We start from the raw sequence: 13,412 nt of genomic DNA, 5'->3' as shown, positions 1-13,412 counted from the left end.
TTACAGTTTGAATTTCGCCCAGACCGGCGCATGGTCAGACGGTTTTTCCATGCTGCGGATATCGTAGTCGATGCCGGTTTCGATGCAGCGTTCCGCCAGCGGCGGGCTGGCCAGCAGCAGGTCTATACGCAGACCGCGGTTGTCATCAAAGCCTTTTGAGCGGTAGTCAAACCACGAGAAGCGATCCTGCGTTTCCGGGTTGGCGGTGCGGAAAGTATCAACCAGACCCCAGCCGAGCAGGCGTTCCATCCACTCGCGTTCTTCCGGCAGGAAAGAACATTTACCGGTACGCAACCAGCGTTTGCGGTTCTCTTCTCCAATGCCGATATCGAGATCGGTCGGGCTGATATTCATGTCGCCCATGATCAGCACCGGATTCTCTTTTTTCAGTTCGGTGGTCAGGTAATCCTGCAGATCCTGATAAAACTTTGCTTTGGCCGGGAATTTTGTCTCATGGTCGCGGCTCTCACCCTGCGGGAAATACCCGTTAATCACCGTGATATTGCCAAGTGGTGAAGGAATTTCCGCCATGATGATGCGACGCTGCGCTTCGCCATCATCGCCCGGGAAGCCACGACGTACGGAAACCGGCGTCTCTTTGGTCAGCAGCGCCACGCCATAGTGACCTTTCTGTCCGTGATAGAAGACGTTGTAACCGAGCTTCGCCACCTCTTCGAGGGGGAACATATCGTCGTGAACTTTTGTCTCCTGCAGGCCGATCACATCTGGCTGATGTTGCTCAACAATTGCTTCAAGCTGGTGAGGGCGGGCACGCAGGCCGTTGATATTAAAAGAGACAAATTTCATAGTCGCTGCCAATGCAAGGTGAATAGTGCATGGATGGTAGCAGAATTTGCGTCATCTGTTACGGGGTTCGACCAATAACTGCGACAGATCATGCCAACGGTGCAATATTTGCACCATTCTGACGCGCATTGCCCCCCAACAGGGCGTAAAGAACCGATAAATTTCGCGAGCGATCACAATTCCAGAATTATATTTGGCTTCTGCATACTCTTTCTTATTTTCGTGCGGCAAAGCGCCGCTTGTCGTAAAAATATTCACTTTTTATGCAATAACAGTGAATAACTCCATATCGTAACTTATTGATATTCTGTAACCCTAACCCGTTTATGCATTTTTATCGCTGGCTGGCACGAAGGCTGCAATCTACATTCACAGTGCAAACACTCAATTATTTAACATCTAAATAACCTTTTATTTACCGGATGAGGTCGCTATGTCTCTGTCAATTACGCGTGAAAATTTCGATGAATGGATGATGCCGGTTTACGCTCCGGCGGCTTTTATTCCGGTACGGGGGGAAGGCTCACGCCTGTGGGATCAACAGGGCAAAGAGTATATCGACTTTGCAGGCGGGATTGCGGTAAACGCGCTGGGTCACGCGCACCCGGCACTGCGTCAGGCGTTGAACGACCAGGCGGCGAAGTTCTGGCATACCGGTAACGGTTTTACCAACGAGCCCGCTCTGCGACTGGCGAAAAAACTGATCGACGCAACATTTGCCGAAAAAGTCTTTTTCTGTAACTCAGGTGCGGAAGCAAACGAAGCTGCCCTGAAGCTGGCACGCAAATATGCACACGATAAATTTGGCGTTCATAAGAGCGGCATTGTGGCGTTTAAAAACGCGTTCCACGGCCGCACGCTCTTTACCGTCAGCGCCGGCGGTCAGCCGTCATACTCACAGGATTTTGCGCCACTGCCGCCGGATATTCGTCACGGCGTGTATAACGATCTGCAGTCCGCCAGCGAGCTTATCAACGACACCACCTGTGCGGTGATCGTCGAACCTATGCAGGGTGAGGGCGGGGTCCTTCCGGCGCAAAAAGCGTTCCTGCAGGGGCTGCGTGAGCTGTGCGATCGTCATCACGCGGTGCTGATTTTCGATGAAGTCCAGACGGGTGTGGGGCGTACCGGTGAGCTGTATGCCTATATGCACTACGGCGTAACGCCGGACGTGCTCTCTACGGCGAAAGCGCTGGGCGGCGGCTTCCCGATTGGCGCCATGCTGACCACTGATAAATTCGCCAGCGTAATGACCGTGGGTACGCATGGTACAACATACGGTGGTAACCCGCTGGCTACCGCCGTGGCCGGGCAGGTTCTCGACATCATTAACACGCCGGAAGTGCTCAAGGGCGTTAAACAACGTCATGACTGGTTTGTTGAGCGCCTGAACGCCATCAACAGCAAGACGGGACTGTTTAAAGAGATCCGCGGTCTGGGTCTGTTAATTGGCTGCGAACTCACACCTGAGTTTGCCGGAAAAGCTAAACTTATTTCACAGGAAGCGGCAAAAATGGGCGTGATGGTACTGATTGCCGGTGCCAACGTGGTGCGTTTTGCCCCTGCGCTGATTGTCAGCGAGGAAGAGGTGAGAACCGGTTTAGACCGTTTTGCACTGGCCTGTGAACATGTGAAGTCCGGGGTGTCATCATGATGGTCATCCGTCCCGTTGAGCGCGGCGATATCGCCGGGCTCATGCAGCTTGCCGGTAAGACGGGAGGCGGGCTGACCTCGCTTCCTGCCGATGAAAAAACGCTGTCGGCGCGCATTGAGCGCGCCCTGCAAACCTGGCAGGGGACGTTGCCAAAAAGCGAACAGGGTTATGTGTTCGTTCTCGAAGATACCGACACCGGTACCGTGGCCGGCATTTGCGCAATCGAAGTGGCCGTCGGGCTTAACGACCCGTGGTACAACTATCGTGTCGGTACGATGGTTCACGCCTCAAAAGAGCTGAACGTCTATAACGCGCTGCCCACGCTTTTTCTCTGTAATGACCACACGGGAGCCAGCGAGCTTTGCACGCTGTTCCTCGATCCTGCGTGGCGAAAAGAGGGCAACGGTTATCTGCTCTCCAAGTCGCGCTTCATGTTTATGGCCGCGTTCCGCGATCGTTTTAACGAAAAGGTCGTCGCCGAGATGCGTGGCGTGATCGACGACACCGGCTATTCACCTTTCTGGGAGAGCCTCGGCGAGCGCTTCTTCTCGATGGAGTTCAGCCGGGCGGACTATCTGTGCGGCACCGGGCAGAAAGCGTTTATCGCCGAACTGATGCCGAAACACCCCATCTATACCCATTTCTTAAGCCCCCAGGCGCAGGCGGTGATTGGCGAAGTGCACCCGCAAACCGCGCCGGCCCGGGCTGTGCTGGAAAAAGAGGGTTTCCGCTACCGTAACTATGTGGACATCTTTGACGGCGGACCAACCCTGGAGTGCGATATCGACCGCGTGCGCGCGATCCGTAAAAGCCGGCTGGTTGAGGTTTCCGAAGGCCAGCCTGCACCGGGTGAGTGGCCGGCATGTCTGGTGGCTAACGAGCAGTACAACAATTTCCGCGCCATGCTGGTGCGAACCAACCCGAAAAGTGAACGTCTGGTGCTGACGGCCGCGCAACTGGATGCCCTGAAATGTAACGCCGGCGACACGGTTCGCCTGGTGCGTCTCTGCCCTGAGGAGAAAACAGCATGACTTTATGGATCAACGGTGACTGGGTCACGGGCGAAGGCGAGCCGCGCATAAAGACCAATCCGGTCGGACAAGAAGTGCTCTGGAAGGGAAATGATGCCAGCGCCGGGCAGGTCGAACAGGCCTGTCACGCCGCCCGTCGCGCCTTCCCGGGATGGGCGAAACAATCGTTCTCCGTACGTCAGGGAATTGTCGAGAAATTTGCATCACTGCTGGAGGCCAATAAAGCCGAATTGACGCGCGTTATCGCTCAGGAAACCAGCAAGCCGCGCTGGGAGGCGGCCACGGAAGTGACGGCGATGATCAATAAAATCGCCATTTCGGTGAAGGCGTACCATACCCGTACCGGCGAGCAACATACCGATATGCCTGACGGCGCGGCCACGCTGCGCCACCGTCCGCACGGCGTGCTGGCGGTATTTGGCCCTTATAACTTCCCGGGGCATCTGCCGAACGGGCATATCGTGCCCGCGCTGCTGGCGGGCAATAGCGTGATTTTCAAGCCGAGTGAGTTAACGCCACTGACCGGTGAGGTGGTGGTGAAGCTCTGGGAACAGGCTGGTCTGCCGCACGGGGTGCTCAATCTGGTGCAGGGGGGACGTGAAACCGGCCAGGCGCTGAGTGCGTTGAGTGATATCGACGGCCTGCTGTTTACCGGCAGCGCCGGAACGGGCTACCAACTGCATCGCCAGCTGGCGGGGCAGCCGGAAAAAATTCTCGCGCTGGAGATGGGCGGTAACAACCCGCTGATCGTTGAAGATCCCGATGATATCGACGCGGCGGTGCATTTGACCCTCCAGTCAGCGTTTATTACCGCCGGACAGCGCTGCACCTGCGCGCGTCGTCTGCTGGTGAAACGGGGTGCACAGGGCGATGCCTTCCTCGCGCGGCTGGTGGAAATCAGCGCGCGTCTGGTGCCTGCGCAGTGGGATGCCGACCCACAGCCGTTTATTGGGGGGCTGATTTCCGAGCAGGCCGCGCTGAACGTGCTGAAAGCCTGGCAGGATCACGTGGCGCGCGGGGCGAAAACCCTGCTTGAGCCAAAGCAAATCAAGCCCGGAACATCGCTCCTGACGCCGGGCATTGTTGAGATGAGTGGCGCACGCAACGTGCCGGATGAAGAGGTCTTTGGCCCGCTGCTCTGCGTCTGGCGTTATGACGATTTTGACAGCGCCATTGAGATGGCCAATCACACCCGCTATGGCCTGTCGAGCGGTCTGATTTCCCCGCATCGTGAGAAATTTGATCAGCTGCTGCTCGAAGCACGCGCCGGGATTGTGAACTGGAATAAACCGCTTACCGGTGCGGCGAGTACGGCACCGTTTGGCGGGGTAGGCGCTTCGGGTAACCACCGCGCCAGCGCATGGTATGCCGCAGATTACTGCGCGTGGCCGATGGCGAGCCTGGAAACGCCTGCGCTGACGCTGCCGGAAACGCTGAGTCCGGGGCTGGATTTTACTCAGGGGGATCGTCATGAAAGCGCGTGAAGTCAACTTTGACGGGCTGGTGGGGCTGACGCACCACTATGCTGGCCTCTCGTTTGGTAATGAAGCCTCGACGAAGCACCGTTTTCAGGTCTCCAACCCGAAACTGGCGGCGAAGCAGGGGCTACTGAAAATGAAAGCCCTGTCGGATGCCGGTTTCCCGCAGGCGGTGATCCCGCCGCAGGAGCGCCCGAACGTGGCGGTGTTACGTCAGATCGGCTTTAGCGGCAGCGATGAGCAGGTTATCGAAAAAGCGGGTACGCAGACGCCGCACCTGCTTTCAGCAGCGAGTTCTGCCTCGTCGATGTGGGTGGCAAACGCTGCTACCGTTGCACCGTCGGCCGATACGCTGGATGGCAAAGTGCATTTAACGGTGGCGAACCTGAATAACAAATTCCACCGTGCCACTGAAGCGGAGACGACCGAGCGCGTTCTGCGTGCGATTTTCCGTCATGAGGCTCACTTTGAGGTCCATCAGGCGTTGCCACAGGTGGCCATGTTCGGGGATGAAGGAGCGGCAAACCATAACCGTCTTGGGGGGGATTATGGCGATCCCGGCGTGCAGCTGTTCATTTACGGGCGAGAAGAGGGCGGCCATTCGGCGCCTGTCCGTTATCCCGCCCGCCAGACGCTGGCGGCGAGCCAGGCCGTCGCGCGGCTGAACCAGGTGAATCCCTCACAGGTGATTTTTGCTCAGCAGAACCCACAGGTGATTGACCAGGGTGTTTTCCACAACGACGTCATTGCCGTCTCTAACCGCCAGGTGCTGTTCTGCCATGAGCAGGCGTTTGCCCATCAGGAGAAGCTGCTCGCTACGCTGCATGAGCGGGTGCCGGGGTTTATGCCGATTCAGGTGCCGACCCAGGCGGTCAGCGTGCAGGACGCGGTTGAAACTTACCTCTTTAATAGCCAGCTGTTGAGCCGTGAGGACGGCAGCATGATGCTGGTGCTGCCGCAAGAGTCGCAGGACCATAAAGGAGTGTGGCGTTATCTGTCTGAACTGGTGAAAGCCGATAACCCGATCGATGAACTGCGCGTCTTTGACCTGCGCGAAAGCATGGCCAACGGCGGCGGTCCGGCCTGTTTACGCCTGCGCGTAGTGCTGACGCAGAACGAAATGCAGGCTGTTAATCCAGCCGTGATGATGAATGAGACGCTGTTTAACTCCCTGAATGACTGGGTGGATCGTTACTATCGCGACAGATTAACGCAGGCCGATCTGGTCGACCCTCAGCTACTGCGTGAAGGGCGTGAGGCACTGGACGCGTTAACAACAATCCTGCAGTTGGGATCGGTTTATCCGTTCCAGCGCTAAAGGAGTGGCTATGGAAAATTTACTGGCGTTGACACTGGCCGATGAAACGCCCGAACAGCGTGAGGGGGAGGGCCCCTCATTTCACTGGCGGTGGCTGGGTCGCGGCGTCCTTGAACTGACACCGGCCGCGAAGAGTGAGTTATCGCTGCTGCTTTCAACCGGCATCCATGGTAATGAAACCGCGCCGGTTGAAATTGTCGACCTGCTGCTTCGCGCGTTGTATCGGGGAGATATCACCCTGCAGTGCCGTCTGCTGGTGGTGCTTGGCAACCCGCCTGCGCTGGCGCAAAACAAACGTTATCTTGAGAGCGACCTTAACCGCATGTTTGGCGGCCGCTGGTCACAGTTTGTGCCAGGCGATGAAACGTCGCGGGCGCAGTGGCTTGAGCACGTGGTTGCAACATTTTTCGCCGCGGCCGGTCCCGTGCGCTGGCATCTCGACCTGCATACGGCAATTCGCGCCTCTTATCATGTGCGCTTTGGTGTTCTGCCCCAGCGTAACCAGCCGTGGGATGAGGCGTTTCTGAGCTGGCTGGGCGACGCCGGGCTGGAGGCTCTGGTGTTTCATCAGTCGCCGGGGGGGACATTTACCCATTTCACCTGTGAGCATTTCGGCGCGCTGGCCTGCACGCTGGAGCTGGGAAAAGCGCTACCGTTTGGCCAGAACGATCTCGCGCGCTTCGCGCCAACGCATCTTGCGCTTCGCGCGCTGCTCGGGGGATTGGCACCCGAGCCAACGCAACAGACTGTCGTGCGCTATCGGGTCGTACAGCAGATCACTCGCCGCAGCGAGGCCTTCCGGCTGCATATGGCCGCCCACACGCTGAACTTCACCCCTTTTCGCAAAGGCGTTCTGCTGGCGGAAGATGGCGACGAGCGTTACGAGGTGCAGAAAACCACTGAATATGTTCTGTTCCCTAATCCATCGGTAGCGTTTGGCCTGCGCGCCGGGCTGATGCTGGAAAAAGTGTCCTGAACATTTCCCCTCTCATTGCCTGAGAGGGGAACGTCAAATTATTTTTCTTAGCGATTAAAGCGCAATGACAACTATTGCAGAATATTCCTGGTGAATTGCTTTATTATTGGTCTTCACTTCGCTATACTTTTCTAAATTGCTTTGAAAATCATCATTTTGAATATTTTCGTTGCAACTCTCCATCCTTTATCCTTAATTCCTCCACATTTGGCGATAATTTGTTTTTTACACTTTCATTGTTTTACTGTTGCTCTGATTAATTGACGATAAACCCCGTAAAGTTAATCTCGTCAACACGGCATAGCGCCGAAGAATAACTGAAAGTAAGGAAATAAATTATGCGTAAGTTTACTGCACTGTTTGTTGCTTCTACCCTGGCTCTGGGCGCTACCAGCATGGCGTTCGCTGCAGATACCGCGACCACCACCACTGCCGCGCCTGTCGAAGGCAAAATGATGATGCATCATAAAGGCAAGCCGGGTATGCACCACGAGATGATGATGTTTAAAGATCTGAACCTGACGGATGCACAGAAACAGCAGGTCCGCGACATCATGAAAAGCCAGCGCGACCAGATGAAACGTCCGTCACTGGACGAACGCCGCGCGATGCATGACATCATCGCCAGCGACAGCTTCGATAAAGCAAAAGCCGAAGCGCAGATCGACAAAATGGCTGAGCAGCATAAAGCCCGCATGCTGGCGCATATGGAAACCCAGAACAAGATCTACAACATTCTGACGCCGGAACAGAAAAAACAATTTAATGCCAATTTTGAGAAGCGTCTGACAGAACGTCCAGCAATGGAAGGTAAAATGCCAGCACCAACCGAATAATCGGTTCAACATCTTAAGACCGCCGGGATCCTGTCCACAAAAGCGCTAACGCTGTGGACAGGACCGGCGGTTTTTCTTTCATGCCCTCTTGTCTGCCGCCGCCAGAGCGGTATTCTCCTGTAGTCGCTTCAGAGAATGTTGGCAGAGTCATGGCGTTATAATTTTTATTAACGTTCCGCTAAGGCCTGCCCGCTCTGCTGCCGATACTGTGTCTGTGAAAACCCAACGATAACAAACAAGACAGCAACGATAGCGATATCCTTGCCCTGGCACAGGTTGTGCCTTTCAGGAGTGGTGATGGAGTTCTTTGATATCCGTAAGATGCCGGTCAGCCTCTGGCGCAATGGCGCAGGCGAGACGCGGGAAATTTGTTGTTTTCCGCCCGCAACGCGCGATTTTTACTGGCGTGCCAGTATCGCGACCATCGCCAGCAATGGCGAATTCTCCTCTTTTCCCGGTGTCGATCGGGTGATTACCTTGCTTGAAGGGGGTGAGGTAACGCTGGATGCCGGTCAGGCGTTCTGCCATACCCTGAAACATCATCAGCCATACCATTTTTCCGGCGATCAGCCGGTGAAAGCGCTGCTTTCCGAAGGACGGATGTCGATGGATTTCAACATCATGACCCGGCGTGACCGTTGTCAGGCGAAAGTGCGTGTCGCTGACCGCACCTTTACCACGTTCGGCTCCCGCGGGGGCGTCGCGTTCGTGTTAAGCGGGGCGTGGCAGCTTGGCGATAAGTTGCTGACGGCCGATCAGGGCGCCAGCTGGGAGGAGGGCGTCCATACTCTCCGCCTGCTGGAGGCTCAGGGCACTTTATTATTCAGCGAAATTAACTGGCTGCCGGGGCACTAAGCTCAATGACCTCATACTTGCCGGTTAACACGGGCTTGCAGAGAATTTTGTAGCCATCGTGGTCGAAACCGGCGGGTGTGCGCAGCAAGGTTGCCGCATCGTTTACATCGTCAACAGCGCCCAGCCAGAGCCAGTTATTGATGATGTGATACTGGGTCATCGCGTCACCGACTTCTTTTAGCGCAACGGCACCCTCCCACGGCCAGCAGTTAACGCTAAGCGCCGCCAGCCCTGCGAGGAGCCGGGCGTGGTGTTCCTCAATGCTTTCTTTCCCGCAGCAGGCCCCTGCGCAGCGCTTTAACGCTGAGCGGAAACAGGCCCGCCCGCGAGTGGTTGCTTCGAGGCCTAGCAGGCTGTAGCACAGCTGTAACTCATCGGCCAGCGTTTGCAGAGCCTGCAGAGCCGCCCGTTTATTTGCGAACAGCCCGTAGAGATTGGGGGCGTGAGAAAAATCGACTTCGCGTGCGTAGACAACCTGCGGCTTACCGGCGTTTATCTGAAGGGAGCAGAGCTGCCGGTTGCGGCGCAGGCGCTTATTGAACAGCGGCTGTTGCTCTTTGATCAGACGGGCTTCCAGTAAGAGCGCGCCCATCTCTCCGGCGGTACGAAACCAGGTGATGCGTCGCGACTGGCGCAGCATTGCCGCCTCGTCTGGCGTGCGCAGATGAGACATGACCCGGCTGCGAATATTTACGCTTTTGCCAATGTAGAGCGGAAGGGTGTCACTCTCACCGTGAAAGATATACACGCCCGGCTGTTTAGGCAGTTCCTCAAGCCAGGGGCGAAGATGTTCGGGATATTCGTATATAGCCGCCGCTTCAAACTCAAGACGCGGGGCGGATTGACGCCTGCTCACATACTACTCCATATACTGTTCAGGCATACAGTGTAGCAGAGCCGGTTTGGTTAAAAAAGAGCCGGATGGTGCAACGGACGGTGCGGGCGAACCCCCTCTCCCCAGAGAGAGGGTGCCAGAGTGTTACTTTTTCCAGAAATCATCGAACACGGTGATCGGCGGGCGACGCTTGTGCTCGGTTTTCAGATACCAGCTTTCAATGATTTTCGCGGTACCTTCATCCAGTTTTTTGCCTTCCAGATAATCATCAATATTGTCATAGGTGACACCCAGGGCCGCTTCATCCGGCAGGGAGGGGCGATCGTCTTCCAGATCCGCCGTTGGCGCTTTCTTGTAAAGGTGCTCCGGGCAACCCAGCGCGGCAAGCAGCTGCTTACCCTGACGTTTATTGAGACGGAAGAGCGGGTTAATATCGGTACCGCCGTCGCCATACTTGGTGAAGAAACCCGTGATGGCTTCTGCCGCATGGTCGGTACCGACCACAACGCCTTTGGTCATCCCGGCAATGCTGTATTGCGCTTTCATACGTTCACGGGCTTTTTCATTGCCGCGGACAAAATCGCTCAACTCAATGCCTGCTTCGCGAAGCGCCTGCTCGCTGGCCAGCACCGATCCTTTGATATTGACGGTGAGCACACGATCGGGCTGGATGAAGGCGATGGCATCCTGGCAATCCTGTTCATCGGCCTGCACGCCATAGGGAAGACGCACGGCAATAAACTGCAGCGCGTCATCACCCGTCTCTTCGCGGAGCTCTGAAATTGCCATCTGGCAGAGTTTACCGGCCAGGGTAGAGTCCTGACCGCCGCTGATGCCCAGCACCAGGGATTTCAGGAACGAGTGAGTTTTTAAATAAGACTTTAAAAAATCCACGCTGCGGCGGATCTCTTCTTGTGCGTCTACCGCGGGCTTTGCGCCCAGCGCCTGAATAATCTCTTGTTGCAGAGCCATCACGCCCTCCATATGCAGAACATAAACAGATTGTGTTAACTGTTAAAACTAACCCTTTGAACGAGAAACGACAAGGATCACAGTTTCGAGTGCGTTAAATTGCGGCGATTTAGCAGGTTATCGTTGTTTTATTAGAATTTTCCGAAATTCGTCTGGCGGAATTCACAAAGTTGAACAATAGTACTTTTTATTCCATGCTTAGATAACACGCTGATAAACAAGAGGACGGAATATGAACAAGAACGTAGCAGGAATTCTTAGCGCAGCGGCGGTACTGACTATGCTGGCAGGGTGTACGGCCTACGACCGCACCAAAGATCAGTTTACACAGCCCGTAGTGAAAGATGTCAAAAAAGGCATGACCCGTTCGCAGGTGGCTGCGATTGCCGGCAAGCCTTCTTCTGAAGTGACAATGATTCATGCACGCGGTACCTGCCAGACCTATATCCTGGGTCAACGTGATGGTAAGGCAGAGACCTACTTCGTTGCGTTGGATGAGACCGGTCATGTGATCAACTCCGGTTACCAGACCTGTACTGAATACGATACCGATCCGCAGGCACCTAAGGCGCAGTAACCCTTCTTGCCTGAGTATGTTAACAAACCGGCCGTTGGGCCGGTTTTTTTATACATACGTAAATCTTATTTCTTCTCGCGAATTATTTGCCTGAAATGTGAAGGTAGTCAACACGCCAGGTCAATGAGAGACAATTTCCCCCTGTGCAGAATTATCTCCTGTCTGTACCATTGCGTATACTCACTCCAACGACAAACAACAGTAAGCAAACTACCTGTCTGCCAGGATAGCGAGTCGAGTGATAGCGCGATGGCAGGTAGTCATACGAGAGGGAAGTTACTATGGAAAAGAAACATATCTATCTGTTCTGCTCAGCAGGCATGTCAACCTCGCTTCTGGTGTCAAAGATGCGTGCTCAGGCTGAGAAGTATGAAGTCCCGGTGGTGATCGAAGCGTTTCCGGAGACGCTGGCGGGCGAAAAGGGCCAGACAGCCGACGTCGTTTTACTGGGGCCGCAAATTGCCTATATGTTACCCGAAATTCAACGTCTGTTACCCAATAAACCGGTCGAAGTGATCGATTCGGGATTGTACGGCAAGATTGATGGTTTAGGTGTATTGAAAGCTGCTGTTGCAGCCATTAAAAAAGCTGCTAATTAATTTTTATTTTTCCCGTCAAAGAGTTATTTCACACACAATACGCCGTAACCTGCGTTGCGGCATTTAAGGGTATTTTCCTATGAGTAAAGTCATCGCTTCACTTGAAAAGGTACTCCTTCCTTTTGCTGTTAAAATAGGAAAGCAGCCTCACGTTAATGCCATCAAAAACGGTTTTATTAGATTAATGCCGTTGACGCTGGCTGGGGCAATGTTCGTTTTAATTAACAACGTTTTTCTGAGCTTTGGTGAAGGTTCCTTTTTTTATTCATTAGGAATTCGATTAGACGCTTCCACAATTGAAACCCTTAATGGTTTAAAAGCCATCGGCGGCAACGTATATAACGGTACGTTAGGTATTATGTCGCTGATGGCACCTTTCTTTATTGGCATGGCACTGGCGGAAGAGCGGAAAGTGGATCCGCTGGCCGCAGGTTTATTATCCATTGCCGCCTTTATGACCGTGACGCCATACAGCGTCGGTGAGGCCTATGCCGTAGGGGCCAACTGGCTGGGGGGCGCTAATATCATCTCCGGTATCGTTATCGGTCTGGTGGTTGCGGAGATGTTCACCTTTATTATTCGTCGCAACTGGGTTATCCGTTTACCGGATAGCGTGCCGGCGTCCGTTTCTCGTTCATTTTCCGCGTTGATTCCAGGCTTCATTATTCTCTCCATCATGGGGATTATCGCCTGGGCGCTCTCTCATTGGGGCACTAACTTCCACCAGATCATCATGGACTCTATCTCAACGCCGCTGGCGTCAATGGGTAGCGTGGTCGGTTGGGCGTATGTGATTTTCACCTCCCTGCTGTGGTTCTTTGGCGTGCATGGTTCACTGGCACTGGCGGCGCTGGACAGCGGTATCATGACCCCATGGGCACTGGAAAACGTTGCACTTTACCAGCAGTACGGCTCTGTTGACGCGGCGCTGGCAGCCGGTAAAACCTTCCATGTGTGGGCGAAGCCGATGCTCGACTCTTATATCTTCCTGGGGGGTACCGGGGCGACGCTGGGTCTGATCATCGCGGTCTTTATTGTTTCTCGTCGCGCTGACCATCGTCAGGTTGCGAAGCTGGCACTGCCGTCAGGCATCTTCCAGATTAACGAGCCGATTCTGTTTGGTCTGCCAATCATCATGAACCCGGTGATGTTCATTCCGTTCATTCTGGTTCAGCCACTGCTGGCGGCCATAACCCTGACGGCCTATTACCTGGGCATTATCCCGCCCGTCACCAACATTGCGCCGTGGACCATGCCGGCGGGTCTGGGGGCGTTCTTCAACACCAACGGTAGCGTGGCTGCCTTCCTGCTGGCGATATTCAACCTCGGGATTGCAACACTGCTCTATATGCCATTCGTGGCGATAGCAAACAAAGCTGCAACCGTTATCGATGAAGAAGAGAGCGAAGAGGATATCGCCCTCGCACTGAAATTCTAAAATTGCACGGCGCGGGGCAACCCGCGCCAGCCAAAA

13 protein-coding genes are annotated in these 13,412 nt (G+C 54.8%); 10 read left to right on the top strand and 3 right to left on the bottom strand.

Annotated elements, in window-relative coordinates; all coding sequences use genetic code 11:
• Entirely contained in the window at positions 1 to 807 is an 807-nt protein-coding gene (xthA, locus tag ACMVME_RS03855; RefSeq protein ID WP_020884424.1) for an exodeoxyribonuclease III, read from the bottom strand.
• Between the two features lie 433 nt (positions 808 to 1,240).
• On the opposite strand from xthA, the gene ACMVME_RS03850 reads away from it, so the two are divergent.
• The 7 genes from ACMVME_RS03850 to ves all read left to right on the top strand — a co-directional run bounded on the left by ACMVME_RS03850 (position 1,241) and on the right by ves (position 8,955).
• A complete protein-coding gene (locus ACMVME_RS03850; RefSeq protein WP_014169663.1) occupies positions 1,241 to 2,461 on the top strand; it encodes an aspartate aminotransferase family protein in 1,221 nt (406 codons plus the stop codon).
• Entirely contained in the window at positions 2,458 to 3,492 is a 1,035-nt protein-coding gene (gene astA / locus ACMVME_RS03845) for an arginine N-succinyltransferase (RefSeq protein ID WP_014169664.1), read from the top strand. Before ACMVME_RS03850 ends, astA begins: the two co-directional genes overlap by 4 nt.
• Complete coding sequence (astD, locus tag ACMVME_RS03840; protein WP_032681217.1) at positions 3,489 to 4,976, top strand: succinylglutamate-semialdehyde dehydrogenase; 1,488 nt, start codon at positions 3,489 to 3,491, stop codon at positions 4,974 to 4,976. Before astA ends, astD begins: the two co-directional genes overlap by 4 nt.
• Entirely contained in the window at positions 4,963 to 6,288 is a 1,326-nt protein-coding gene (gene astB / locus ACMVME_RS03835; protein ID WP_047955472.1) for an N-succinylarginine dihydrolase, read from the top strand. The genes astD and astB overlap by 14 nt, the downstream gene beginning before the upstream one ends.
• Before the next feature lie 10 nt (positions 6,289 to 6,298).
• A complete protein-coding gene (gene astE / locus ACMVME_RS03830; RefSeq protein ID WP_047955473.1) occupies positions 6,299 to 7,264 on the top strand; it encodes a succinylglutamate desuccinylase in 966 nt (321 codons plus the stop codon).
• 338 nt (positions 7,265 to 7,602) lie between these two features.
• Positions 7,603 to 8,100, top strand: coding sequence for an ATP-independent periplasmic protein-refolding chaperone Spy (gene spy / locus ACMVME_RS03825; RefSeq protein ID WP_020884420.1), 498 nt, complete (start codon positions 7,603 to 7,605; stop codon positions 8,098 to 8,100).
• A 297-nt stretch (positions 8,101 to 8,397) separates the two neighbouring features.
• Positions 8,398 to 8,955, top strand: a complete 558-nt coding sequence (ves, locus tag ACMVME_RS03820; RefSeq protein ID WP_020884419.1) for an environmental stress-induced protein Ves — start codon at positions 8,398 to 8,400, stop codon at positions 8,953 to 8,955.
• Here the strand turns inward: ves and cho are convergent.
• Both cho and nadE read right to left on the bottom strand, forming a co-directional pair.
• A complete protein-coding gene (gene cho, locus ACMVME_RS03815; protein ID WP_014169671.1) occupies positions 8,933 to 9,811 on the bottom strand; it encodes an excinuclease Cho in 879 nt (292 codons plus the stop codon). The two genes, ves and cho, sit on opposite strands and share 23 nt — an antisense overlap.
• A gap of 123 nt (positions 9,812 to 9,934) precedes the next feature.
• The gene (gene nadE / locus ACMVME_RS03810) at positions 9,935 to 10,762 is read right to left on the bottom strand and encodes an ammonia-dependent NAD(+) synthetase (protein ID WP_020884418.1); all 828 of its coding nucleotides are present in this window, start codon (positions 10,760 to 10,762) and stop codon (positions 9,935 to 9,937) included.
• A 232-nt stretch (positions 10,763 to 10,994) separates the two neighbouring features.
• On the opposite strand from nadE, the gene osmE reads away from it, so the two are divergent.
• The 3 genes from osmE to chbC all read left to right on the top strand — a co-directional run bounded on the left by osmE (position 10,995) and on the right by chbC (position 13,376).
• Positions 10,995 to 11,339 (top strand): osmotically-inducible lipoprotein OsmE, encoded by a 345-nt coding sequence (gene osmE / locus ACMVME_RS03805; protein WP_014169673.1) that lies wholly within the window; start codon positions 10,995 to 10,997, stop codon positions 11,337 to 11,339.
• A 281-nt stretch (positions 11,340 to 11,620) separates the two neighbouring features.
• Entirely contained in the window at positions 11,621 to 11,938 is a 318-nt protein-coding gene (gene chbB, locus ACMVME_RS03800; protein ID WP_008500676.1) for a PTS N,N'-diacetylchitobiose transporter subunit IIB, read from the top strand.
• 79 nt (positions 11,939 to 12,017) lie between these two features.
• On the top strand, positions 12,018 to 13,376 hold the full coding sequence (chbC, locus tag ACMVME_RS03795) for a PTS N,N'-diacetylchitobiose transporter subunit IIC (protein ID WP_014169674.1): 1,359 nt from the start codon (positions 12,018 to 12,020) through the stop codon (positions 13,374 to 13,376).
• Positions 13,377 to 13,412: the final 36 nt, after the last annotated feature.

Origin of the sequence: Enterobacter cloacae complex sp. 2024EL-00711 (assembly GCF_047529885.1) — a bacterium.
Taxonomy (GTDB): Bacteria; Pseudomonadota; Gammaproteobacteria; order Enterobacterales; family Enterobacteriaceae; genus Enterobacter; species Enterobacter ludwigii.
The sequence above is the reverse complement of the archived record's forward strand: the minus strand, read 5'-3'. Positions and strand labels throughout refer to the sequence as shown.

Coding starts and splice junctions, on each gene's coding strand:
- xthA (WP_020884424.1), bottom strand. CDS start 807: ATGAAATTTGTCTCTTTTAATATCAACGGCCTGCGTGCCCGCCCTCAC.
- ACMVME_RS03850 (WP_014169663.1), top strand. CDS start 1,241: ATGTCTCTGTCAATTACGCGTGAAAATTTCGATGAATGGATGATGCCG.
- astA (WP_014169664.1), top strand. CDS start 2,458: ATGATGGTCATCCGTCCCGTTGAGCGCGGCGATATCGCCGGGCTCATG.
- astD (WP_032681217.1), top strand. CDS start 3,489: ATGACTTTATGGATCAACGGTGACTGGGTCACGGGCGAAGGCGAGCCG.
- astB (WP_047955472.1), top strand. CDS start 4,963: ATGAAAGCGCGTGAAGTCAACTTTGACGGGCTGGTGGGGCTGACGCAC.
- astE (WP_047955473.1), top strand. CDS start 6,299: ATGGAAAATTTACTGGCGTTGACACTGGCCGATGAAACGCCCGAACAG.
- spy (WP_020884420.1), top strand. CDS start 7,603: ATGCGTAAGTTTACTGCACTGTTTGTTGCTTCTACCCTGGCTCTGGGC.
- ves (WP_020884419.1), top strand. CDS start 8,398: ATGGAGTTCTTTGATATCCGTAAGATGCCGGTCAGCCTCTGGCGCAAT.
- nadE (WP_020884418.1), bottom strand. CDS start 10,762: ATGGCTCTGCAACAAGAGATTATTCAGGCGCTGGGCGCAAAGCCCGCG.
- osmE (WP_014169673.1), top strand. CDS start 10,995: ATGAACAAGAACGTAGCAGGAATTCTTAGCGCAGCGGCGGTACTGACT.
- chbB (WP_008500676.1), top strand. CDS start 11,621: ATGGAAAAGAAACATATCTATCTGTTCTGCTCAGCAGGCATGTCAACC.
- chbC (WP_014169674.1), top strand. CDS start 12,018: ATGAGTAAAGTCATCGCTTCACTTGAAAAGGTACTCCTTCCTTTTGCT.